We start from the raw sequence: 22,949 nt of genomic DNA on the forward strand, positions 1-22,949 counted from the left end.
GGAACTCGATATGGCCGCATGACCCAAACCTAAATGCCTCCAGGAAACCCGGGACGCTTCAGTCTTGCCGGCGGCGGCGGCCTTGAGCTCGGCGGCGACGCGCGGGGCGGCATAGCCCTTACCGGCGATGAGCGCGGCGCGATCGACGAGCCGGGCGCGGGTGTCCGGATCCTCGACCAAAGGTGCCAGGTCGATCCACTGGCTGAGGCTGATCTGGCGACGATCAGCGAACGCGTCCAAGATGGCGTCGGGTGCCTTGCGGAACGCGAGCCCACGGCTGAGCGTCCCCTTGTCGATACCGACCGACTGGGCAAGATCGGTGTCGGTCTTGAACGTGCGCTGGTCGGTCAGCGCGGCCCAGCCACCGGCGAGGTCCCAGAAGCAGGGCGTCACTGCCTCGCGGTCGTCGCGATAGGCGATGGCAATCGCCTCGGCGCGCGACAGCTCGGCATGCACGCGGATGCGGATCGGCAGACCGGCAACCACGCAGGCGGCGCAGCGGCGCGAGCCGGCGAGCAGTTCGATGATACCGTCCTGCGCGGCTTCGCCGTGGCCGTCGTTGATCTGACCGACCGCCTTGATCTCGGCGGCGAGGCGCGCGATCCCGTCGGCGTCGTGCGGGGTGTGGACGCGGGGGTTGAGCGGCGAGATGCGCACCGAGGTCGGGTCGACCTGGATCACGCGGGTGGTGCCCTTGCGGGGCTGGAGCGGCAATTGTTCGGTCATGCCGATGTTTCCTTTCGTTCGACACGACCTTCATGCTCGGTCCAAATGCGCGTCAGCCATGTCGGTCGTTCGCATCAGCGGACATGCGCGTGATCCGAGGTGACGGTGGCGAGGCCCGTCCAGAGCGGCACCAGGATGCGCCGGCGCAGTGCAGGCGCAACCGGCATCCCGAACAGCAGCGGCATCGCCTTCGCTACCGCCTGCACTTCGCGCGCGACGAGTCCGCCATGGACGACGTTGCCGAGCGCCAGCGGCTGCCACATCGGGGCAGTATCAGCGATCCAGTCGTGGATCGGCGTGTCGATGCCGGGGAAGAACCACAGCGCAGGGACGCTCGTTTGCGCAACCGGCGTCAGAACGCCCAGACGGCTTCGCCCCGATAACACCGCGACGAGTGGCCGGTCGTCGCTATAGCCGCCGGCAATCCAGCTGCGTGCGCGAGCGACCAGGTTCCGCAATGATTTGCCGGGGTCGCCGTGCGATTTGCGCATCTCCGAAGCGCGGCGACGAACGGCACTGCCGTTGCTGATCCTGTGACCGTTGTGTGCTTCATGACGATCGTCGAAACGGCGGAGTTCAAGGTCGTTGGGATAACGGTTCACTGTCGCGCCAGATCGCCAGTCGTCATCGATGCCGTCGGTCGGGGTGTCGAGCGACTTGAGCATGGAGCGCAGCAGCTCGCGACTGGCAGCGCTGAAATTCTCGCCCGAGAAAGGGTTGGTCTGAACATCGACAGCCTCGCGCCGATCGTCCGCGCGCCTGGTAAAGGCGTTGCATCCGGGACCGCGGAGCTCGCCGGGAAAGGCGTCGATCAGGAGGGCGGCCAGCAGATCAGCCGTTCCCAACCCCATGTAGACAGCGAGATCGCGGCGATAGCCGCTCGAAGCGTAGATCGGCTTGGCCAATTCGGTACGGGTGACATCGGCCATCGTCGCCGGATCGTGCATCGCTCGCTCGAACGACCAGTCGAGGCGACCCGCTTGCAGCGTTGGCAGCGGGTGGGCGGGATCGAACCTTTTACCGGCGAGAAATGCCTGTACCATGTGATGCGACAACGCGCTGGTCGCGAGCCAGAACCCGGCGCGGGTGCCAAGGCGCAGCGCGCGACGGACCTTGGCCGGGTCACGATATTCGCGCTTGCCGCGGTGGGTATCGAGCCGCGGGCCAGAAGCGCTGTCGAAGGTACGGTTGGTCAGCTCGAGCGCGACTTCTTTATGCCGGGCGATCTCGAACAGGCTGCCGACCGCACCCAGCGGACCGCCATAGGTCTGCCGGAATGCGCCGGACGGTGCCGCCATCCACGGCAGCGCCTCGAAGAGGCGGTCGAGCCGACGGGTGACGACGAGCTTGTAGACCAGATCGGTCCGCACCGGTGCCAGCACCGCGTGGCGTGCCTGCGGATCGGCATCGCACAACCGGCTGAGATCGCCGGTGGCCTCCTCGCACCAGCTTGCCGGGGTGACCGGCACATGCCCGGCGGCGATCACTGCTTCGAGTTGCGTGGCGGCGTCGTTCAGGGCGGCAGCGAACGGGCTGCCGAGCGGTGGGGGCATGCGACCCTTGGTCGGTAGCGCCTCGGTGATGCGGACGACACGCTCCCCGATCGGATCGCTGACCGCGGTGAACAGCCCGATGCTGTCGACGATATCGCGGGCATGATCGAGTGCCCGTCCGGCCTTGCGGTGGCGGTCGCAGGCCAGTGTCGGTCCGGTTGCGGCCTGTTCGATCGCTTTGACGCATGCGCGTAGCCGCTGCAGGATGGCGGCATGCGCCTCGTCGATCGCGTGCCGCTTTGCGCGAACCGCACGATCGCACAGCGCCTCGTCGATCGCGCGTTGAAAAGCGGCGAGCATGTCGACCACCGCGCGTGCGGCGAGCAGGATGCCGGTATCGACGAGCGGTGCGTCGAGCGTACGACGATCCTGATGGGCAATCCACGCGGCGCGCACCGCCGCCGCCGCCTGGCGCTCGGCAACGATCAGTTCGCCCATCGTGCCACCGGTGAACAGGCGGTCGAGCCAGTTTGCGACCCAACCGATCTCCCAGCCAGCGACCCGCCAGAAGGCGGCCGGCGCATAGCGAACGCCGGTGATGTCGTAGAGCCAGGCGAGGATGGCGTCACGGCTCTGGGGGCGAGTGATGTGGCGATGACGAGCGTCGTCGGACACGACGGTTCCAGACCCTGGGAGATAGGGCGTGATCTCAGGCTGGCGCGTGCCAACGATCGCTGCACCCGGCCCGGTTGTCGGGGGGCCTGCCAACTCGCGATGCGGCAGGAACGCCCTGGCGAGGTCGACCCCCGGCGGCACGATCGCCACCTGGTCGGGCGAGGCGGTGCCGTCGGGCAGGATAACGGCGGGCAGGATGATCCGGCCGCGATGCGCCAACGCCTCGATGTCCTCGCGGTGGTCGCGGTGGAGCGCACGATCGGGGGTCATGCGTCGTCCCCCTTGAACGCCTTGACCAGTTCCCACACGGCGAGGACGTTGTTGCGCCTGGTCTCGGCCTCGTCCCAGCGTTCGACGATCTCGCGAAGCCGCTCGGCGTTGTTGGCGAGTTCGACGATCTCGGCTTCGCGCGCGAGCAGCAGTTCGGGCCGCGCCGGGTTGAACGCCGCGTAGATGGTGGCGAGCCGCGCCCGCGTCGCGGTCAGCTGCGCACGGTAGGGCGTGACGTCGGTAACCGTGACGCCGGCGACGGTGATGGTGGTGCCGGCCATGGTCACGACTCCTCCTTCGCGAAGCGCAAATTGGCGTCGTGGTCGCCGAGCCAGGCGGCGGCGTGGCCGCGCGTGCGCGCTTCGGGCAGGTCGACCGCCTTTGCCTGCGCGGTGGTGACGGCGAGATGGCCCTGGCGCGACAGCGGCGGTTTCCAGCGCCAGCGTCGATCACAGTGGCGGCGCTGATGCGCATCGAAGCGCGCGCAATCGGCAAGGTAGCGCGCCTCCGCATCGCGGTGGAACGCCGCCTGGCCGATACGCGCGAGCCGTTCGCCACCTGCCTCGATGACCGGCACCAGCATGGCGCCGAACTGCTGGTCACGCTGGTTGACGGCAACGTCCTCGAGCCCGCGGCGCAGGACGGCGAGCGGCAGGGCATACAGTCCGCGATATCCATCGGCGTGGCGCGGCTCGAGACCGAACACCATCGCCGCCTGACCAAGTCCGAATTTCGGGCGCTTCAGCCAGAATGGATCGATGCGGCCGTGCTTGAGCAGATCGCGTTCGTCCGCGAGGCGTTCGCCGATGACTTCCAGCATCGGGTCCGTCTCGCAGACGACGCGTAGCGGCAGCATCAGGTCGGCGGCGTCGTCATCGACCGAAGCGTCGGCAAGCCGGGCGAGCATATCGCGCCAGTCGAGTGCGTGTACGCCGAGGACCGCGAGGAGATGGCCGGCGTTGAACCCGCGCTCATGGAGCATGCCCCCGACGATGTAGCCGGGGTAGTGGGGGTGATGTTCGAGTGCGGCCTGCCTGGCGTTGAGTGTCGTGATCTGATCTGCCGCGCGCTGGCGTGCGGTGTCGGCTTCGGCGAGCAGGTTGTCGATCGATGCGACGAGTGCTGCGTCGTCGACAGGCGGGTGGGGGTCGAACATCATGGCGTCTCCTTCGAGACAGCCTGACCACCATTGCATGCGCGTCAGCCATGTCGGTCGCGGCCGCAAACTGACGCGGACCGGCGCGTGTCGGGACTGCGGCGAAGGGGTGGTCGGGGCAGGGGGCATCGGCGGACTCCGGCAATCTGCCGGGCGGGTGCTCAGCCCCGAGCTTATGTGTTGGACATCGGCGCAAGCATAGGCGTTTTTCCACCGGGCCAATTTCCTGGCGACAGATGCGCCGGCAACGCCTGGATCCCGCCGGACCGCCATGGCTGGCACGCATCATGATCGGCGATGCTTCGATCCATGGTCCTGTCCCGCATCCGCCAATCCGATTGCCCGATCCGGACGAAGTATATTGGTGTGTCAGGTCATCAACACAGCTCAATCAGGTTTGGAGGTAGCAGGACGACGACAAACGGGAGGCATTTTGGTTTGGAAGGTGGGGGGCGCATTAAATGAATTGTCCTTCGGCCAATTCGGGCGGCTCCGCCGGCCCTGTCTCCCCCCCACCCCCCCTCGAGTTCTTTCTCGTCCTGCCCGATGGCAGTTGTATCCCTTCAACGCCCGGGAACTGCCGGATCGTCATGCGCCAGGCGCGTTCCGAAGCGCGCAAGCAGGCGAAGATCAAGCGTCAAGAGAAGGCGGTCGAGCTGCAGATGGCACTCGAGGATCGCGCCGCAGCACGCTCCGTGCAGCAGGAGCTGGCCGAGCTTCATCGCGGCTCGATCCGCTGGGCGGCGCGGTTCAAGGTGCAGGTCGAGCCGGACAGGCCGCAAACCCGCACATCGCCGGTTACAAAGCGCGTGATCAGCAGGTCGATCAGGGCTGTACCCCGGGGCATCGACACCGCCCTGCCGGCGTCGTCGTGGGTGACCGATGCAATGGGCATGAAGGGGGTCATCTGGCAGCAGAGCTATGTTGGTCGCAAGTCGCCGCGGTTCTACCGCGGTGTTGCCCGCGACAACTGGCAATATGACGTACGCGACGAAGCGGTCCTGCTAGGTGCAGACGGCGAACCGGTCATCATCAGCAACATGGGCGACGACTGGGTCGAGATCGGTGCTGCATGGCAGGCGGTCGAGGACGCAAGCACCCGCGCCAATGCCAAGATCCAAATCCGCTGCATTGCGCCCTTCGACAGCGACATGAGCGAGGCGGAGATGATCGCTGCGCTGACGCACTTCTGCACGACCGTGCTGGGTCCGCTCGACCTGCCCTATTCGGCTGTGATCCATAGGCCGCCAGCGCATGGCGACGCGCGCAACTTCCATCCGCATCTCGCCTTTTCGCTGCGGCCGACGCGCCGGGTCGAGCCCTATTGCTGGGACATCGCCGATGAGGTCTGCGGCGAGTTGGACGGTCGCGATGGCGTCCAGATGCTTCGGCATATGTGGGCACATTCGATGTCGACTGCGGCCGAGCAGGCCGGCAGCAACCGGCGCTATACCGGGCTTGGCTACGGCGCCCGCCGTCTCGATCTCGAAGCGGGCGAACATTTGGGGGAGGGGCGCTCGGCGATCGTGGCGCGCGGCGGGGATGTCCGGGCCGAGCGACGCAACCAGATCAAGAACGCCCGTAACGCCGCACGCCGGGCGATCCGCGATGCGGACCAGAAGATTGCGGCGCTCACCGCGGTGCGTGATGCGGCGTTGAAGCGGCTCGAGCCGGACGTTGAGCGTACGGTCCCGGAACGCGTGGTCCGTGCCGCCTTGCCGGTCGAGCCCGCCGCTGTTCGGTCAAGCGCCGGTTCCCGGCTTCCAACCGTTGCATTGACGGCGACGAAGCCGCACGCGCCGGCAGTCATCGTTGAGTCCATCCAGACCGACGTCACTACCCGGCAATCCGAGATGGTGCCGGCTGCGGCGGCCCATGCTGCCACAACGCTGACGTCATCCGAGGCGAACAGCGCTACGGCTTCGGTATCCACTCCGGCCAATTCGGTGTCCCCGGCATCGTGGAGCCACTCCGGGCGGAAGATCGTGCAGGCCTCGTTCTTGCGCGCGGGCAAACCGTCGGTATCGGCAGAAGTTCTCGAAACCGCCCATCGTCCTCGCGTTGCTGGTCCGCCCGCTGCGCTGGTCACACCGGTCGTTTCGGCGCAATTGCGTGCAGGCAGCCGCCGACCGCGTCCGTCCGTCGAGATCGTGCCCGCAAAGCGTACACCCGCGCCGCCGGGCGCGGACCAGACGGTTCGGCTGTTGGACACGCTCGCCGCGGTTCGGCGAGCGCGATTGCGGCGGCGCAGGCGTGACACGACCACCGCAGGTCGGGGCCTCGACACGATGCCCACGCTGGATACCATCCCCTTGCTCGTGGCCGTGCCTGCGCTTGCTCAGCTTGCTGCTGACGCGGGATCTCGCCCGCCGGCGGATGCCGCCGTGCTTGACGCCGAAGATCGCGCCCGCATCGCCCGGCTTGCAACCATCGACGCGTATGTTGCCGACTATCGCGGTCCGGAACGACAGGTCGAGATCGACTATCCGGCGCTGAAGGCAATCGGGGTCGGATGGGACTGGTTGAACGCGGCGGGAGTACAGCAGGCGCTGCGAGCCTTGCGTGCGGATCAGCAGCAGGTCGTCGCCGAGCTGGCGCGCGAGGCGGCGGCGCGGCCGCTCGCGTTCGCGAAACATGGCACCCGGTTCTGGCCGCGTGATCTGTCTGCCGACCTTGTCCGTCGGCTCGACCGCTGGGCCACCGATCCCGGGTTCCAGCGCGACGTGTTCGAGATGGGGCAGGCAATCGCCAAAGCGCATGACGCCGACGATGCAAGCCGTCGCGAGGCGCGTGTCACCCACCGTACCGTCGGGGCGAACCTCGCGGCTCCAGTCCCGGACGGTTTCGGTGGCTGGCGGCAGGAGTCCGCCCCGGTGTTCCGCGACGAGAGCGTCTATGCCCATGTCGCCGCATTCGATCCGGTCGGCGGCCAACCGTCCGATCCGCTGCTGCTGCTGTTGCTGCTCGCTGGCCGACATCCCCGCCAGATCGTGTTCGCCGACGATGGCCGGCTGATGGCATTGCCCGGTCCACCGGCGCTGCTCGCGCCGCTGCTGCACCCCTGGCGTCAGGACGAGCGCGTCGCCGCGCTGGTGGCCGAGACGGTGCGCGCAAGCCGCGAGGCCGGGGCACCGACATGGCCCCGGCCTGTCGCTAACGCCGTCCAGGCGTTTGCCGCCCGCACCGGCGACCCATCGGCGGCGAATGTCCGCCCACCCCCGGACCTGGCACGCGGTCCGACGAGGTGACCGGATCCGCGCGGAACTTGCGGCACCCCACGGACCGACCCGTCTGGGAGCGGGTCCGGAAAAGCCGCCGTGGGCGGCCAAGCGGCGCCGGCAGCGCCGGAACCTGCGTGGACGCGAATGAAAGTGATCGGGAAGGGAAGAGGGAAAAAAAAGCTGAAGTTCAGCTCGTCCTCGAACCTTCTCGGTCGCAACCCACGTGAAAGGTCAATCATGCGACACGAACCCATCCGCCGCCCCAGCGACGATCATGCCACCGAGAATGTGGTCGTTTTCGACATCGAAACCGTCGTCGATACCGAAATGGAAGACGGCAGCTTCCCGCCCTGGCCGCGCCACAAGCCGGTAGCCGCCGCGTTCCTGCGCGCCGACTGGAGCACGACCGGCTATCGTTTCGACTTCCAGACGCTGATCTGCCTGCCCGGCGAGGAAGCGAAGTTCTATGCCGAGGTCGACCGCCTGCTTTCCAAGGGGGTGACCAGCGTCTCGTACAATGGTCGCGGGTTCGATCTGCCGGTCCTCCAGATCCAGGCGATGGCCACGCAGCAATTCGAACTTCAGGGACTTGGCCACCACGCCCGTGCCCATCGCTACGGCGCGGACCATTGCGATCTGGCGGATCAGTTCAGCGGCTATGGCGGCACCCGCAAGGTCCCGCTCATCGAACTGTGCAACGCGCTCGCCATCCCGGTCAAAACCAGCGTTCATGGGTCCGACGTCGGCACACTGTGGCACGAAGGCGATATCGCATCGATCGCGGATTACGTGCGTGAGGATGTAGTCGCGACTTACATCCTGTGGCTCCACTGGTGTGCGGCGCGTACGAACGATGAACGCAAGATCGCCGAGCCGCTCGCCGACCTCGCCGGCTATCTCGAAACCACGTCCGAGCTGGCGCACCTCGCCACGTTTGCGACCTGTCCGCCCGCGTTGTGGGCGCGGCCGCGCGCGCTGGCTCACCGGGTTGAGGCAGCCCTCCGCGATGCCGAGCGGCGCGTGATCCAGCACGCCGACGAACGCGCCTTCGCCAGCGGTCGCATCGTCAACTGACCAAGGCGACCACGCCCGCCGGCTGACCGCCGGCACTTCCCCAGACAACTTCCCGTGCCTCGTCGCGCTGCCGGTCCACCGGCGGTGCGACGAGGCGCGTCCATGAAAGTCACGACCATGACCATCGTTTCCCGTTTCGTGTCGCTCGCCATTGCCGCCGTCGAAGTGCCAGTGTCGCGCACGCCGCCGCCGCTCACGTCGCATCTGGCGGCGATCGGCATGCTCATCGCCCAGCGCAATGCCAGTGGCGACTGGCGCTTCTCGCTGCGCTCGCACGCCATTGGCGCAGGTGAGAGCGAAGATGTCCTCATCGCCTGGGCAAGCGAAGCGATGCCGCCGGTCGGCATCGTGATCGGGTGGCAACTCGCCCAGCGGATCGTGCCGCCGTTGCTGGACGCAGGTGCCAGCGGCGATCCCGAGATCTGCCGCGCATTCCTCAACCGGTTGTCGCGACTGGTGACGATGCCGAGCGTCGACCTCGCCGTGCATCACGGCGGTGCCGGAGCAGGCCCGCTGATCGCCGTTGCCGAACGGCACGGCATCGCGGTTCCGGAACTCACCGTGCTCGACATCGAAAGCGCCTGGGCGTTCGGCAACCGGTCGCTGCTGACGTCGCATGTCGATGGGCTGGCGATCGCAAGCTGGCGGCTTTGGCTGGCCGAAGCCAACGGTGCCGCCGGTGCTGTCACCGCAGCGTTCGAGCAATGGATGAGCCGTTCGCAGGACGGGCAGGCGGATCGGTGATCGCCGGCTTGCTCCAGCACCGTCCCCGCGGCCCGCCCGTGTCTCCGACCAATCAGCAAAACTTCTGAACCTGCCGCACCATGCCGCCGGAACCACGGCCGCGGCCACATCAATGAAGGAACCAGCTATGACCAGCCTCTACACCGACCGTCCGTTCCACACCCGCTATGCCGTCCAGCAGCACGGTGCCCGCTACACGCCCGAACTGCTGCGGACCCACCGTACGGCCAAGGCGAGCTGGCTCTATATCCACCGCCAGCACGGGATCGATGATTTCGGCCCGACGCCCGACTGGTCGCGGCGCACCGATCTCGTCGCCACCGGACGCTGCGCGCCGCGCCGCGCCGATGATCCGTCGCTGGACGGGATCAAGCTGTGGATCGAGGCGGATCGCCATGCTGCGCGCTACCGGCCCGACGAGCCGGTGTGCGCGCACAGCGTTGCCTCGCTGCCGCTTCACGAAGGTGTCACAGGCTGGCGCAACCTGATCGAAGGATTCTGCGAAGATCACCTGACCGTCCAGGGAATGGTCGTCGACTGGTCGATCCACCATCAGCCGGACGGTACCGGGGATCGCGAGATTCTGCCGCATGTTCACATGCTCATTACGATGCGCGTGTTCGATGCCGCTCATGTCGATGTCGGCCGCATCCGCCAAACCTGGATTCGCACCGAGCGTGCCCGCAAGGCGCTCGCGGAGAAATGGTGGGCGCATAGCGGATTGTTTCCGCCAAGCTACGCGCTTGCGGCTTAAAAGGCGGATTGTCCGGGGCGTGCTCATGAGCACGCCCCGGACAAATGCAGCCGAGGAGACGATGGTCCGCGCCGGACATGGAGTTCACGTGGACGTGGTCGCGCTTGAGGGTATTCTTGGTTGGTCCGGGTTACGCGCTGGCCGCGGCGGGGGAGCAGAGCGTGTCGCACAAGTTGCAGCTCGTCGAAGCCGAGGTGCGGGTCGCGATGGCTCTAACCTCGTGTCGTTCCGTTCGAGATCGGGAGAAACACCTTGGCAGACTTCGATCGATAATGTCGTCGGGGTGGCGAACAAACAGGGTATACCCACGTTAAATCCTAGGCCGGATCGACATTCATCGTAGCCAGATCATAGCGGCGGCGAGATGGACGAAGCCGGTGAAGTGGACGACACGGCGGTCGTAGCGAGTGGCGAAACGGCGGAAATGCTTGAGGCGACTGAAGCACCGTTCGATCTGGTTGCGATGTTTGTAGATGCCGGCATCGTGCGGGATGGCGATCTTGCGGTTGCGCTTGGACGGGATCACCGCCTCGGCGTGCATCGCTGCGATCTGGCTGCGCAAGTCGTTGCCATCATACGCCTTGTCGGCGAGTACCGCTTTGCCACGCTGTCCTTCGAGCAGGCCGGGCGCCGAGGCGATGTCGCTGGCTTGTCCAGGCGTGATGCGGAACCGCAAGGGTCGGCCAAACGTGTCGGCGAGCATGTGAACCTTGGTCGTCAGTCCACCTCGGGAACGCCCCGGCGCCTGATCCTTGGCCCCCCTTTTCCGCTCGCCGACTGCTGGTGGGCGCGAACGATCGTGCTGTCGATCATCAGATACTGATTATCCCGGTCGGTCGTCAGTGCTTCGAACACCCGTTCCCAGACGCCGGCATGGCACCAACGGCTGAAACGCCGGTGCACCGTCTTCCACTTGCCGTAGCGTTCCGGCAGGTCACACCAGTGCGCGCCAGAGCGCAATACCCACAAACATCCGTTTACGAACAGGCGGTTATCCGTACCCGTTCGGCCAGGATCAGCCGCCTTGCCTGGAACCAACAACGCAATCCGCGACCACTGCGCCTCATTCAACTCGTACCGCTTGATCCCCATCACTCGCTCCGCGCCTCGACACGGATGCCTATCAATCAGCCTTCAACTCCTTTGGGAATCCTGAATGTCGATCCGGCCTAGCAGGTGCACAGATTGTGTGGGTTGAGATGCGATGTCCAGCCAACAGGCGCTCACAGGGGTTATCCGCGTGAAAGCACGAGGATTGCCAAGGCATTCCATCACGCCCCCTGATTTCCAGGGTGCTGATCTAACCGTGCAGCGTAATCGCGCCTGCATCAAGCTAGCTGGCGATAAGAGCTGCGCGTCAGCGGCGCGCGCCGGCTTTGGGCAAAGCAAAGGCGATTATTAGGTCACCTCGATCGGGAGATTGGCGTGCTCCCCCTGCCGTGACCACGACATACTGGCGCTTCGTGCGTGGCGAGACGAAGGTCATCGGCGTCGCCTGGCCACCGACCGGCATACGCTTCGCCAGCAGCTCCTTGCCTGTCCGCACATCCATGGCGCGCAGGTAGTAATCGGTCGTGCCCGTGTAGAATATGAGCCCCGATCTCGTCGTAAGCGCCCCGGAAAGCGTCGGCGTGCCGATCGGTACGCGCAAATGTGTCTTGAAGCCGAGCGGCCCGGTATCCTGCGTGGTGCCAAGCGGGCGCTGCCATACGATCTGACGGGTCTTGAGATCGATGGCGGTCATCGTCCCGAACGGAGGATTCTGGCAAGGCACCCCAAGCGGGGACATGAAGCCCGATAGAAGCGCGCCGTAGGGCGTGCCCCCCTGCGGGTTGATGCCATCATGTCCGGCGCCGCCGCTGCCTTTTGCGGAGGCGATGATGCGATCGGTCTCGCCGCGAGGCACCAATCGCAGGACCTGCGCCAACCGGATGTCGTTGACGATCAGATAGTCGTTGGTGCGGTTGACGCTGGCGGACCCCCAGTTCATTCCGCCGTAGAAGCCCGGCCATTCGAGCGTTCCCTGAATGGAGGGCGGCGTCATGTCCCCGTCGTAGCGCAGCTTCCTGAACGCCACGCGGCACCAGAGCTGATCGAACATGCTCATGCCCCACATCCGCCGTTCGGAGAGCGGATCGGCGCCTATTGCAGGCATGCCGACGGAAAAAGGCTGAGTGGCCGAATAGCGCTCGCCCGGAACGTCTCCCTTGGGCACTTTGCGCTCTTCGACACGAGCGATCGGTTTGCCGCTGCGCCGGTCGAGCATGAAGATCTGGCCGCGTTTCGTGACCTGTATCAGCGCGGGCAGTGTACCGCCCTTGCCGTCAGGAACGTCGTAGAGCGTAGGCTGGGCCGGCACGTCGTAATCCCACAGGTCATGATGGGTCGTCTGGAAAACCCAGCGTTCGCGCCCGGTCCGGTAGTCCAGGGCGACGACGGACGAGGAATGGCTGTCCTCTGCCGGCGTGCGCTCGGCTCCCCAGAAATCCGGGGTGCTGTTACCGGTCGGAAGGTAGATCAGACCGAGTTTCTCATCGACGGCCGGCGCTGCCCAGACGTTCGGCGTACCGCGCGTATAGGTCTGGCCTTCGGCTGGCTCGCCCGTCAGACTCGAGTTTCCGATGTCATAGGCCCAGGCCAGCTTGCCGGTGCGTGCGTCGAATGCGCGCACGACGCCCGATGGCTCACCGACGGAAATATTGTCGTACACGCGCCCGCCGACGACAATCAGGTCTCCGGCGATCGTCGGCGCGGACGTCTGGGAGTAGACACCGGGCTCGGCCGTCCCCATTCCGCGCTTCAGATCGACGGTGCCGCTCGCGCCGAAGTCGTTGCAGAGCTTGCCGGTCTCCGCGTCGATCGCGAAGAGACGCGCGTCGTTCGTCGCCATGTAGATCCGTTTGCTGCACATCTGGCCGCTGCTCACGCTCGCCGCGTGGTAAGCCAGCCCGCGGCATCGCTGCCAGACCGGAGATTCCGAGTGCGGGTTGAAGCGCCACGTCTCGGTTCCCTGGTCGGCGTCAAGGGCGATGACCTGGTTCCGGGGCGTGCAGACATAGAGTTTGTCGCCGATCTGCAGCGGCGTGTTCTGGTCTTCGGCGCCATCCTTGGCGACTTCGCCGGTGTGGAATGTCCATGCGACCTGCAGCTTGCCGACATTCGCAGGCGTGATCTGGTTTGCCGGAGCATATCGCGTGCCGTCCGGCGTGCGGCCGTAGGCGGCCCAGTCCTTGTCGTCCTGCTGCGCGGAGCGCAGCGGCGATCCGGACGTGCTTGGCGCCACCAGCGGCAACGGTACGAAGGCCAGGCAGATGCCTCCCACGAGACCCACCGCCAGCAACCCTGCCACCCAGCGCGCGGGCACCTTGGCCGGTGCGTTGGAAGGCCGGATGCGAGGTGTGACGAGCGCCAATCCGATCGCAAGCACCAATGGGATGCCGATGCGCGGAACCCACTGCCAGAAGTCGAAACCGGCTTCGACAAAGCTCCATGCGACCGCAAGCACGAACGCGACGGCGCCGATAATGACACCGTAATTGTGGCGGCGGAAAAGGAAGCTGGCGGACAACACGAGCAGCAGACCGTAAGCGGCATAGAACATCGACCCGCCGAGAGTAATTAGCCGCCCTCCGCCAACGAGCAGCGCGATGCCGATCAGCCCTTCGATCATGGCATATGCCATCACTACGGCCGGTGCTCGGCCGATGTCTTTTTCTGTCTTCATCGCGTTGAACCTGGTTGGAGGAAGGGTGCCGGCCGCTCGTCGGTGGGCAGTGTGCTTTTCATGGTCGCCACCAGCACGAGGCCCAGGATGGCGAGAACCGATATGATGCTGGTCATCGCAAGCACGCCGAAGTGCGGGAACAGGAGGGACACGAGCGAGCTTGCCAGCGCCCCCGACAGCATCTGCAGCGAGGTGAGGACGCCGCCGGCGACGCCAGCCTGGTCGGGCACCGGTTCCAAGGCTCCATGCGCCGCACTGGGCGCGACCATCCCGAAGGCACCGGTCACGATCACAAGCAGAGGTAGCACGCCGAGCACGCTGATCCGGTCGGTGACGGCCAGGACGGTGAGCGCAAGGCCTGCCAGCGTCGCGGCGATCACGCCTGCTTCAAGAAGGGCCTGCGACCTGACGCCGATAGTAGCGAGCCGTCCATTCAGGATCGCCCCGATGACGATGCCCGCGCCCGTGCACGCAAACGCACCCGCATAATAGCCGCCGCTCAGCCCCAGGACGTCCATGAACAGGAGCGACGAGCCGGAAACGTAGGCGAACATCCATCCGAAGCCCAAAGCATTCAGGACGATGTGGGAGACCACGCCGCGATGGGACAAGACGGTCCTGTAGTCCGCCATGAGTTTGCGGACGAGCGGGGGAAGCTTGCCTGTGGTGGGGCGCAGCGTCTCGGCCAGGCTCAGGGAGACCACCAGCAAAAGCAGGAGGCCGCAAAGCGCCGTCACGCCGTAGATCCCGCGCCATCCTATCGGTATCATGAGACCAGCGCCGATCGCCGGCGCCAGGATCGGTGCGACATTGGCAACGATGGTGATGACCGCAAGCCGGGTTTGCGCCGCGCGACCTTTGAAGAGATCGCGGACGATAGCCATGGCGATCGTCATGCCGGCCCCGGCTCCGGCGCCCTGGACAAGGCGTGCGGCCAGCAGCAATGGCATGGACGACGCGATGGTCGCGGCAAAACCGCCAATGACGAACAACACGAGCCCGACCATGAGCATGGGTCGCCGCCCCTTGCGGTCGGCCAGCGGTCCATAAACGATGGGGCTGAAGGCGAACCCCGCCATGAAGACGCTGAGCGTTAGGCCCGCACGCCCCTGAGCGGCGCCGAGATCACGCTCCATGGTGCCAAGCGCGGGAAGCACCATGTCGATCGCGATCGGAGGCAGTGCGGCCAGGGCGCCAAGAAAGATCGCGAACGACGCCCCTTGTGTCCTCATCGTCACCGGATCACTCCTGCAGTCTCCGTGCAAGCGCCGCCAGCGCCTCGATCTGTCCGGAGATGAATGCGCGGGTGCCATCATCCGTGAGCCTGGCGACTTCGATCTTCGACGCCGCCTGGCCGACCATGACCTCAGGCTTGTTGAGAACATAGGCATCGAGGAAAACGAGGACCTGGCGCAGATGATATTGCATGCGCGCACCGCCCAGAGCACCCGGCGACGCCGACTGGATTGCCACCGGCTTGCCGGCGAACGGCTGCGGCGACACGCGCGAAAGCCAGTCCAGTGCGTTCTTGAGCGCGCCGGGCACCGAGTAGTTGTATTCGGGGCTGACGATCACGACGCCGTCGGCCGCGGCGATCTGCTCCGCCATCGCCAGGACGGCGGGGGGAAAGCCTTCGGCCTGGAGATCGGCGTCGTAGTGCGGCAGGTCGCGGACCGATCCGAGCAGGGATATCGTGACGCCGTCCGGCGCAAGTTCGCCGAGACTGTTGGCGATCGCCGCGTTCAAGGAGCCCTGGCGGAGGCTGCCCAGCAGGCACACGAAGTGGAGTGGTTTCGTACCGGTCATGATGATCTCCGAATTTGCGGGAGCCAGGAGCGTCGGGTGCTCGTCCGGGGAAGCATCCCCTCGAGCACGCCGTCCTTGTCGGCGAAGTAATGTTTGAGGGCGATCAGGATATGGCCCCCAACCATGGCACCCATGCTCCATGCGAGCGTCACATGGACCAGCTTCGCCGTGCCATAGGACCCAAGGCTAGGCGTCGTCAGCGGCGGAAGATGCAGCAGCCAGAGGGTCATGACGGGTTTATCGGCGACAGAGCTCCAGACCCAGCCTGAAACAGGCAAGGCGATCAACGCGAGCGCGTAGAGCGCGATGTGGCCCGCATGTGCCGCAAGTCTCATCCTCCTGCTCATGGACGACGGGAGTTCGGGCGGGCGGTGCGTCAGGCGCCAGGCCACGCGAAGCACGACGAGGAAGAGGATCGTGCTGGCGATCGCCTTGTGCGCGATCGTGACGGCGTGATGAGGATTGAGTTCGTCGCGGCAGTAGACTGCTGTGATCCCGAGAACCCAGGCCGTGATCCAGATCGCCGCCATGAGCCAATGCAGCGACTTGGCAACGCCCGTATAGTGCCCCGCTTGGACGGGCAGGCCTGGATCAGTGTCATTGCGCATGGTAGCCACACGGTTGAGCTTGCGATCACGCATCCGCGTTGCCCCGCACGGAAGGGAAATGCGGCAGGACGAATTCGGCGAGTTCGTCGAGCACTTCGCTGGAGGGACGGCGCGAGGGGCGCAAATTGATGGCCAGGTGACACACGCCTTCGCGTTGCTGGCGGTGTAGCAGTTCGACAAAGGCATGGCGGCCGATGCGGATGCCGTGCGCATATTGCAGCGGCGTATCGGGATCTTCGGCCAGCTCGAAGAACGTGCTGTAGCCGTAAGGCTTGTAGGCAAGACCCTGCGCTTCGCCAACGGCATGCCATTGCCCGATGACGTCGGGCAGCTTGGCGAAATCGCTCAGGTGCCAGATCCAGGCGTCCATGTTCGCATAGAGCCATGCGAAATCCTGACCGCCGCGCCCGATCGCCACCGTGGGCAGGCGTGGCCCTACCGGCTTGGGAACAAGGTCGAGGCCCCCATCGAAGGTTCCATAATGGCGCGTGGTGAAGCTCGGGAAGCTGGTGGTCGTCAACCTGTCGATGATCTGGCGTGCCTCGCGGAAGCGATCGGCCCGGTCATCGAATTCCCGGCCCATGGCGGGGTATTCCGTCGGACGATCGCCGGAGGACAGCCCAAGGATGAAGCGGCCGCCCAGAAGCTGATCGACGCTGGCGGCCTGTTTGGCGACCAGCACGGGGTCGCGCAGCGGCAGGACGATCCCTGCGGTACCAATGGCGATCTCTCGCGTATGAGCCGCCAGCCAGCCCAGGTAGATCATCGGATCGAGGATCTGTCCCACGTCGCCGAACCGTGGATCGTAGAAGGGGACATCCCGCGCCCAGATCGCGGCGAACCCAAGTCGATCGGCCTGCCGGACAAGCGCGGCATGATCGTGAAGCGTCGGCCCCGGACGGCCCGGATAGCCTTCGATCGGCGCCATCAGGCCAAGCGTGAGCCGCCCGCGTTCGAACACGCGGGCGTAACCAGGCAGGCTGGCGATATCGGCAGGGAGCTCACGTGTCATAGAAACTCTCGACAGGCTCCGGCCCGCGCGAAGCGAGCCGGAAGCGTGATCAGTCCTTGAATTGCGCGGCCGTGGCGTCGAACGCCTTCTGAGCCATCACATCGAGGGGAAGCTTGCGGAACGTGTCCGACAGGATTTCCACACCCCAGGCCTTGTCGAAGCCGGTCGACCGGACCGCGGCGATGAACGACTTCATGTCCAGCTCGCCTTCGCCGGGGAGGCGGCGCTTGTAGATGGTATCGTCCCAGAGGGTTTCGGACTCCATCACCAGCGGCGCATCGTCGAGTTCGATCGAGCCGATAAACTCGCCTGGGATGTCGCGAATGAGATCGAAGTCCTGGTTGCCACGAGCGAGGTGCCAGATATCGAGAAGAATGCCACCGTTAGGCTGATTGGCGCCTTCGACGATCTTGCGGGCATTCGCGATCGTGTTGACGTTGCCGAACGGCATGATTTCCATGACGATCCCGGTCCCATGCTCGGCCGCGTCCTTGCAGACCTGAGCGAAGGCTTCGGTCATCTGATCGATCGGTGGGGTCAGCTCATCAGCGCTCGGATGGCCGATATCGCGGCCCAGACCCGGCGCGATCTTGACGTCACGGGCGCCGAGCGCCTCGGCCATCGCAAGGATTTCCCGGCGGAACTTGTCGGACGCTTCGCGGCGGTCATCCGTGCGGAACCAGTCCGGCAGGAACTCGAGTTCGACATGTTTCATGTCGTTCTGCTCGAGGATATTGCGCATCTCCTTCATGCCGATCTTGGCATCGGTAACCTGGATGTCTTCGTGGATCAGACCGAGACCCTTCCAACCCGCCCGCGCCGCCGCTTCGACGCGATCCTTGAAGGAGAACGGGCTCACTTCGGTCGGACCGAATGGATAAACGTCGCCAGCCAGCGTGAAGTAGGCTGCGTAAAGGTCAGGAATATTGGCCACGGGCTTCGTCCTTTTCGATCGTGCTGGACCAAATATATAGTAGCAAGGAGCTACGATTAGCCGGGGCAATGTCGCTTCTGCGTAGCCATAAGGTTTACAATGACGGGTTTGGAATCACTGAGCGGCGTCGTCGCGTTTGTGGAGGCGGCCCGGGCAGGCAGTTTCACGGCCGCCGGCAAGCGACTGGGGATCAGCAAATCCGCCGTGGGGAAGAGCGTGTCCCGGCTCGAGGAACGCCTCGGCACCAAGCTGTTCCATCGCAGCACCCGGAAGCTGACGCTGACATCCGATGGCCAGGCCTATCTCGCCAGCTGTGGCGCGGCGCTGGACGGCATCGCGGAGGCCGAGGCCGTGATCGGCGGGACGAGTGGAGGACCCAGCGGTCGCTTGCACATCGATCTTGCCGCTGCCTTTGGACGGCATAAGCTAGTCCCCCTGCTCACTCGTATCGTCAGGGAGCATATTGCCCTGCACCTGACGCTCAGCTTCAACGATCGGGTCATCGATCCCACGGAAGAGGGCGTCGATCTGGTCATCAGGTTTGGAGAAAGCCCGGATAGCTCGGGCCTGATCGCAAGGAAGCTGACCGAGCAGCGCCGGATGATCTGTGCTGCCCCCAGCTATATCGCCGAGCGCGGGGTTCCTGCGGACCCAGACGCTCTTGCCGATCATGCGTGTATCGTGGGCTACCGGCTTGGCTCCCCCCTTCAGTGGGTCGTCACTCGCAATGGCAAGGCGGTGCGCTTTGCGCCGCCAGCGAGCCACCAGATCGGCGACGGAGACGCCATCGTGTCCATGACGTTGGGAGGAGCCGGAATTTCGGAGATGCCGGAGTCACTGGTCCGCCATCATATCGAGACCGGGAATCTGGTGCGCGTCCTCGACGATTTCGAAGGGCCGCCGATACCGGTATACGCCGTCTGGCCGGGCAATCGTCATCTCAGCCCGAAGCTGCGGTTCATCGTCGATGTCCTGAAGGCCGAGGCGCAAGCCGGTACGTTCGACTGACAGGCTCGTCCTCCAACGAAGAGCCGCTCCGCCATCCACAGGGCGCCCATTGGAGGCTCGCATCGAGATCAGGTTTCGGAGGCGAGCGCCATCGCCGACATCCGACCTTTCACCTTCGGCGGCAGGGGCTTGGAGTATTTCCAGCCGTACAGTGCCACCATCGCGTAGCACAGCGTGACGAGCAGGTAGGAGGGCGCCACGCCCCAGCGCTCCGCGGTCATGCCCATGATGGGCGGCAGGATCGCGCCGCCCGAGACGGCCGCGACCATCGCGGCGCCTGCGCGCTTCGTCTGCGCGCCCAGCCCCTTCACGCCCAACGAGAAGATGGTCGGGAAGGTGGCGGAGGCGAAGAAGAACGTCGCGGTGAGCGCTACCGATGAGACCTTGGGGATGTCGGCTGTGACGATCAGCGTCAGGACGACGTTGGCGCAACCATAGAAAGTTAGGATCGAGCGCGGCGAGAACCTGCCCATCAGGCTGGTCGCGACGATCCGGCCGAGCAGGAACAACGCCATGCCGACGGAGAGCAGATAGGCCGCGTCGGCCGACGTGAACCCCTGCCAGTTCTCGACCACGAGGTTGATGAAGAACGCACCGATCGCGACCTGGCCCGCGATGTTCACCCACTGGGTGAAGACCCCGATGGTGAAATGGCGCTGGTGGAGCAGCGACGTCGCAGGCTCGTCGTCATGGACCAGCGTATCGGCCTCGTGGATCTCAGGAAGCCACATGCGGCTGACGATCACCGCGATCACGAGCACCAGGATGCCGATGCCGGCATAGACGATCTGGACGCCGCCCAGACCCGCTTGCGGACCTTCGGCGATGTTGAAGAACAGCATGGCGCCCAGCAGCGGCGCGATGAAGCTGCCGACGCCGTTGAACGTCTGGGCGAGGTTGAGGCGACGCTCCGACGTCTCGGGCGGCCCCAGTACCGTGACGTACGGATTTGCCGCCGTCTCGATGCAGGTCAGGCCGCTCGCCAGCACGAAAAGGCTGCCGACGAAGAACGGGAAGCTGCGCATCCAGGCGGCCGGGATGAACAGGAACGCGCCCAGTGCATACAGGCCCAGTCCGATGAGGATGCCGCGCTTGTAGCCAAGCTTCGTCATGATCTGGCCGGCCGGCCAGGATACGACGAAGTAGGCCCCGAAATAGGCGACCTGAAGCCACGCACTCTCCGCCTTGCCGACGTGCAGCGCCTCCTGGAAATGCTTGTTGAGCACATCGAGGAGGCCATAGGCGAGCCCCCACAGGAGAAAGAGGCTGGTGACGATGACGAACGGCATCCGCAGGCTCCGTCCTCCCGTGTCGATGTGGCTGAACTGCGGACTGCCGGACGCGAGCGCCATTCGTATATCCTCTCTCAGATGCGCCGCGATCGCGGGCGTGGGGTGCGGGGTGAACCCGTCGGTTTTCTTGGCCTGTTCGGCGTGCGCTCATGCGCTCAGCCGATCGTCAGTCGACCCCGACGAGGATCTTCATACTGGCACCTTCGGGATCGGTGAGCCGGTTGAAGCCACCTTCGACGATGTCCTTCATCGGGATGATGTCATCCATCAGCTTCTCGGCCGGGAGCAGACCGCTGCGCATCATCTCGAAGATGCGCGGCCACATGCTGAGTTCGTAGTTGAGCGACCCGCGCAGCGTGATGTCGCGCATCGTCAGGTCGAACGTGTTGATCGTGAACGGCTCGCCGGACAGGCCGACCTGCACCATGATGCCCTGGGGGCGGAGCTGGTCGAGGCAGTTCTGGAACGCGGCGCGGTTGCCCGAACATTCGATGGCGGCGTCGACCCCGACGCCTTCCTGCGTGAACGACCGTACGGTTTCGCCAAAATCGGGCGAGCGCGGATCGAGGACCGCCGTGGCGATGGCGAGCTGCTCGATGCGCCGACGCCGGTTCGGGTTGACTTCGCTGACGATGATCCGGGTCGCACCCGCCGCCTTCGCCGCCATCGTGGCGAGCGCACCGATCGAACCGGCCCCGGTAATGAGGACGCTGCTTCCCGGACGGACGCTGGCACGATCGATCGCGTGGACCGCGCACGCCGTCGGCTCGACCATCGCACCCTGCACGTCGGTCACGTCGTCCGGCATCGGGATGCAGCAATAATCCGGCACGATGGCGCGTTCGGCCATGCCGCCCCATTTCCACGTCAGGCCGACGACGGCGGATTGCTTGCCGAGGAAACAGAGGTCGCGCGAGCCGAAATAGTCGTTTTTCGCACCGAGCTGCGGCTGGATGGAAACCCGCTGGCCTTCCCTAAGTCCGACAACGCCCGGCCCGCACCGCACCACCTTGGCACTGAATTCGTGACCGATGATCTGCGGAAGTTGGGCACCGCCATAGGGATGGGGCGTGCGCGGAATGAAGATGGGGCCGGACTCGAACTCGTGGAGATCGGTCCCGCATATGCCGATGAGGGTAGGGGCAATCAGCACTTCGCCAGAACCCGGGTCAAGATCGCCATCGATCTCGTCCAACCGTACATCGTGCTGCCCGTAAAAGCGGATGGCCTTCACAATCACTCTCCTAAAACGCCGGTTGGATCCGGTTTGATCGTTTGGATGGCTCCGGTCGTACCAAGCGACCGTCACTACCTATCGACATGCAGGCTAGATTGAACGAGTGTGCGGGAAAAGCCGGGCTAGCGGGAAACACTGTCCCGCCGCGCGGCATGATCATGGTGCGCCGCAGCAATTTCGGTGAGTTTGGACAGGAGGACTCTTGGATCGTTGGGCTGAACTGCAATTGTTCGTGCATGCGGCCGACCTTAAAAGTCTGACCCAGGCGGCTGAGCGGATGGGCATGTCGACGTCTGCGGCGAGCCGTCATCTTGCGTCGCTGGAAGATCGACTGGATGCGCGACTGATCAACCGGACGACCCGCCGCTTGGCTTTGACCGAGGCGGGGCAACGCTTTCACGCCCGTGCACAGGAACTGCTCGCGGGCCTGTCGGAGGCCGAGGCCTCGATCCGCGAGATTGTGCTCAAGCCGACCGGCAACCTCAGGATCAGCGCATCTCTTTCATTCTGTCTGGAACATCTCGAGCCGATCTTGCCGAGGTTCACCGCGATGTACCCGGAACTGACCGTCGAGTTGGTGGCGTCGAACCGATACTACGACATCATCGAAAACGACGTCGACATCGCGATACGGACGCGTCGCGTCGAAGCGGATTCATCGGTTACCATTCGCCGACTTGCGGAGACGCGCCGCCTGCTGGCGGCGTCCCCGGCCTATCTCGAGAAACATGGCACACCGAGGGAGCCGCTCGATCTCCGAAACCACAAGATGCTGATCTACAATCTTGCCGACCGGCCCAACGAATTTCGGCTGCGGCGAAACGGGGAAGCGAGCACCGTCACGGTGAACGCTTTCCTGACGTCGAATGATGGTCAGATTATCAAGCGTGCCGCACTCCACGACATGGGGATATTGGCGCAGCCAACCTACATCATCGAGACTGAACTCGCCGAGGGGCGTCTCGTCCGGGTGCTCGACGATTGGGATCTTCCCAGATTGACGGTGAATATCGCCTATCCGGCACGTGCCCACCTTCCTGCGAAGGTACGACTTTTCATCGACTATCTCGCGGCGGATTTCCAGGATCGGAATTACGAAGCGCGCTGGACGCGCTGAGCCCGATCGCGGGAATTGATCGAACCTGAAAGATCCAATGCTGCGATTGCGTAACTCCTGTGCAGATGCAGCAAAATGGCGTGTCGCATGGCAATGCG

The 22,949-nt window shown here is 65.1% G+C and carries 20 protein-coding genes; 7 read left to right on the plus strand and 13 right to left on the minus strand.

The window, feature by feature from the left end; genetic code table 11:
* The 4 genes from ASE78_RS10410 to ASE78_RS10425 all read right to left on the minus strand — a co-directional run.
* The coding region (locus tag ASE78_RS10410) for a ParB/RepB/Spo0J family partition protein (protein WP_162236491.1) at nucleotides 1-726 on the minus strand (726 nt) is incomplete at its 3' end.
* Between the two features lie 74 nt (nucleotides 727-800).
* The gene (locus tag ASE78_RS10415; RefSeq protein ID WP_056496682.1) at nucleotides 801-3,164 is read right to left on the minus strand and encodes a hypothetical protein; all 2,364 of its coding nucleotides are present in this window, start codon (nucleotides 3,162-3,164) and stop codon (nucleotides 801-803) included.
* Entirely contained in the window at nucleotides 3,161-3,445 is a 285-nt protein-coding gene (locus ASE78_RS10420; RefSeq protein WP_056496685.1) for a hypothetical protein, read from the minus strand. The genes ASE78_RS10415 and ASE78_RS10420 overlap by 4 nt, the downstream gene beginning before the upstream one ends.
* A gap of 2 nt (nucleotides 3,446-3,447) precedes the next feature.
* Entirely contained in the window at nucleotides 3,448-4,323 is an 876-nt protein-coding gene (locus tag ASE78_RS10425) for a hypothetical protein (protein WP_056496688.1), read from the minus strand.
* A 587-nt stretch (nucleotides 4,324-4,910) separates the two neighbouring features.
* Here ASE78_RS10425 and ASE78_RS10430 point away from each other — a divergent pair.
* The 5 genes from ASE78_RS10430 (at nucleotide 4,911) to ASE78_RS18705 (ending at nucleotide 10,427) form a co-directional block, all read left to right on the plus strand.
* The gene (locus ASE78_RS10430; protein WP_056496690.1) at nucleotides 4,911-7,568 is read left to right on the plus strand and encodes a hypothetical protein; all 2,658 of its coding nucleotides are present in this window, start codon (nucleotides 4,911-4,913) and stop codon (nucleotides 7,566-7,568) included.
* Nucleotides 7,569-7,685: 117 nt separating this feature from the next.
* Entirely contained in the window at nucleotides 7,686-8,615 is a 930-nt protein-coding gene (locus ASE78_RS10435; RefSeq protein WP_082467142.1) for a hypothetical protein, read from the plus strand.
* A 102-nt stretch (nucleotides 8,616-8,717) separates the two neighbouring features.
* Entirely contained in the window at nucleotides 8,718-9,359 is a 642-nt protein-coding gene (locus tag ASE78_RS10440) for a hypothetical protein (RefSeq protein ID WP_156351452.1), read from the plus strand.
* A 127-nt stretch (nucleotides 9,360-9,486) separates the two neighbouring features.
* Complete coding sequence (locus ASE78_RS10445) at nucleotides 9,487-10,113, plus strand: MobA/MobL family protein (RefSeq protein ID WP_056496699.1); 627 nt, start codon at nucleotides 9,487-9,489, stop codon at nucleotides 10,111-10,113.
* 77 nt (nucleotides 10,114-10,190) lie between these two features.
* Nucleotides 10,191-10,427, plus strand: coding sequence for an alpha-hydroxy-acid oxidizing protein (locus tag ASE78_RS18705; RefSeq protein WP_235515009.1), 237 nt, complete (start codon nucleotides 10,191-10,193; stop codon nucleotides 10,425-10,427).
* A 20-nt stretch (nucleotides 10,428-10,447) separates the two neighbouring features.
* Here ASE78_RS18705 and ASE78_RS18315 read toward each other — a convergent pair.
* The 7 genes from ASE78_RS18315 to ASE78_RS10485 form a co-directional block, all read right to left on the minus strand.
* Nucleotides 10,448-11,199 (minus strand): IS5 family transposase gene (locus ASE78_RS18315; RefSeq protein ID WP_156351455.1). Its coding sequence is split into 2 segments (ribosomal slippage): nucleotides 10,448-10,863 and nucleotides 10,863-11,199, totalling 753 coding nucleotides; the frame shifts between segments, so codons are not numbered across the junction.
* A 271-nt stretch (nucleotides 11,200-11,470) separates the two neighbouring features.
* Nucleotides 11,471-13,837 carry a membrane-bound PQQ-dependent dehydrogenase, glucose/quinate/shikimate family gene (locus ASE78_RS10460; protein ID WP_056496710.1) on the minus strand — a complete coding sequence of 789 codons (2,367 nt, stop codon included), beginning with the start codon at nucleotides 13,835-13,837 and terminating at the stop codon, nucleotides 11,471-11,473.
* The gene (locus tag ASE78_RS10465) at nucleotides 13,834-15,069 is read right to left on the minus strand and encodes a multidrug effflux MFS transporter (RefSeq protein WP_056496713.1); all 1,236 of its coding nucleotides are present in this window, start codon (nucleotides 15,067-15,069) and stop codon (nucleotides 13,834-13,836) included. The genes ASE78_RS10460 and ASE78_RS10465 overlap by 4 nt, the downstream gene beginning before the upstream one ends.
* Before the next feature lie 10 nt (nucleotides 15,070-15,079).
* Complete coding sequence (locus tag ASE78_RS10470; protein WP_056496715.1) at nucleotides 15,080-15,643, minus strand: NADPH-dependent FMN reductase; 564 nt, start codon at nucleotides 15,641-15,643, stop codon at nucleotides 15,080-15,082.
* A complete protein-coding gene (locus tag ASE78_RS10475; RefSeq protein ID WP_200911032.1) occupies nucleotides 15,640-16,284 on the minus strand; it encodes a cytochrome b in 645 nt (214 codons plus the stop codon). The genes ASE78_RS10470 and ASE78_RS10475 overlap by 4 nt, the downstream gene beginning before the upstream one ends.
* Nucleotides 16,277-17,263 (minus strand): LLM class oxidoreductase, encoded by a 987-nt coding sequence (locus tag ASE78_RS10480; RefSeq protein ID WP_056496719.1) that lies wholly within the window; start codon nucleotides 17,261-17,263, stop codon nucleotides 16,277-16,279. The genes ASE78_RS10475 and ASE78_RS10480 overlap by 8 nt, the downstream gene beginning before the upstream one ends.
* A 49-nt stretch (nucleotides 17,264-17,312) precedes the next feature.
* The gene (locus ASE78_RS10485; RefSeq protein WP_156351454.1) at nucleotides 17,313-18,197 is read right to left on the minus strand and encodes a sugar phosphate isomerase/epimerase family protein; all 885 of its coding nucleotides are present in this window, start codon (nucleotides 18,195-18,197) and stop codon (nucleotides 17,313-17,315) included.
* Between the two features lie 99 nt (nucleotides 18,198-18,296).
* Here ASE78_RS10485 and ASE78_RS10490 point away from each other — a divergent pair, with 99 nt between their 5' ends.
* The gene (locus ASE78_RS10490; RefSeq protein ID WP_056496722.1) at nucleotides 18,297-19,205 is read left to right on the plus strand and encodes a LysR family transcriptional regulator; all 909 of its coding nucleotides are present in this window, start codon (nucleotides 18,297-18,299) and stop codon (nucleotides 19,203-19,205) included.
* 68 nt (nucleotides 19,206-19,273) lie between these two features.
* Here ASE78_RS10490 and ASE78_RS10495 read toward each other — a convergent pair whose 3' ends face one another.
* Both ASE78_RS10495 and ASE78_RS10500 read right to left on the minus strand, forming a co-directional pair.
* Nucleotides 19,274-20,557 carry a sugar MFS transporter gene (locus ASE78_RS10495; RefSeq protein WP_082467144.1) on the minus strand — a complete coding sequence of 428 codons (1,284 nt, stop codon included), beginning with the start codon at nucleotides 20,555-20,557 and terminating at the stop codon, nucleotides 19,274-19,276.
* Nucleotides 20,558-20,663: 106 nt separating this feature from the next.
* Complete coding sequence (locus ASE78_RS10500) at nucleotides 20,664-21,806, minus strand: zinc-binding dehydrogenase (RefSeq protein WP_200911033.1); 1,143 nt, start codon at nucleotides 21,804-21,806, stop codon at nucleotides 20,664-20,666.
* Between the two features lie 130 nt (nucleotides 21,807-21,936).
* On the opposite strand from ASE78_RS10500, the gene ASE78_RS10505 reads away from it, so the two are divergent.
* Nucleotides 21,937-22,851: a LysR family transcriptional regulator gene (locus ASE78_RS10505; protein ID WP_056496725.1), complete on the plus strand. Its 915-nt coding sequence runs from the start codon at nucleotides 21,937-21,939 to the stop codon at nucleotides 22,849-22,851.
* Nucleotides 22,852-22,949: the final 98 nt, after the last annotated feature.

Source organism: Sphingomonas sp. Leaf25 (genome assembly GCF_001421635.1).
Classification (GTDB): domain Bacteria; phylum Pseudomonadota; class Alphaproteobacteria; order Sphingomonadales; family Sphingomonadaceae; genus Sphingomonas.

Bases quoted from the DNA above. Each gene is read 5' to 3' on its own strand.
- ASE78_RS10480 (WP_056496719.1), bottom strand. From the start codon at position 17,263: ATGACACGTGAGCTCCCTGCCGATATCGCCAGCCTGCCTGGTTACGCC.
- ASE78_RS10435 (WP_082467142.1), top strand. From the start codon at position 7,686: ATGAAAGTGATCGGGAAGGGAAGAGGGAAAAAAAAGCTGAAGTTCAGC.
- ASE78_RS10415 (WP_056496682.1), bottom strand. From the start codon at position 3,164: ATGACCCCCGATCGTGCGCTCCACCGCGACCACCGCGAGGACATCGAG.
- ASE78_RS10495 (WP_082467144.1), bottom strand. From the start codon at position 20,557: ATGGCGCTCGCGTCCGGCAGTCCGCAGTTCAGCCACATCGACACGGGA.
- ASE78_RS18705 (WP_235515009.1), top strand. From the start codon at position 10,191: ATGGAGTTCACGTGGACGTGGTCGCGCTTGAGGGTATTCTTGGTTGGT.
- ASE78_RS10420 (WP_056496685.1), bottom strand. From the start codon at position 3,445: ATGGCCGGCACCACCATCACCGTCGCCGGCGTCACGGTTACCGACGTC.
- ASE78_RS10475 (WP_200911032.1), bottom strand. From the start codon at position 16,284: ATGCGTGATCGCAAGCTCAACCGTGTGGCTACCATGCGCAATGACACT.
- ASE78_RS10440 (WP_156351452.1), top strand. From the start codon at position 8,718: ATGAAAGTCACGACCATGACCATCGTTTCCCGTTTCGTGTCGCTCGCC.
- ASE78_RS10490 (WP_056496722.1), top strand. From the start codon at position 18,297: ATGACGGGTTTGGAATCACTGAGCGGCGTCGTCGCGTTTGTGGAGGCG.
- ASE78_RS10465 (WP_056496713.1), bottom strand. From the start codon at position 15,069: ATGAGGACACAAGGGGCGTCGTTCGCGATCTTTCTTGGCGCCCTGGCC.
- ASE78_RS10430 (WP_056496690.1), top strand. From the start codon at position 4,911: ATGCGCCAGGCGCGTTCCGAAGCGCGCAAGCAGGCGAAGATCAAGCGT.
- ASE78_RS10425 (WP_056496688.1), bottom strand. From the start codon at position 4,323: ATGATGTTCGACCCCCACCCGCCTGTCGACGACGCAGCACTCGTCGCA.
- ASE78_RS10470 (WP_056496715.1), bottom strand. From the start codon at position 15,643: ATGACCGGTACGAAACCACTCCACTTCGTGTGCCTGCTGGGCAGCCTC.
- ASE78_RS10460 (WP_056496710.1), bottom strand. From the start codon at position 13,837: ATGAAGACAGAAAAAGACATCGGCCGAGCACCGGCCGTAGTGATGGCA.
- ASE78_RS10445 (WP_056496699.1), top strand. From the start codon at position 9,487: ATGACCAGCCTCTACACCGACCGTCCGTTCCACACCCGCTATGCCGTC.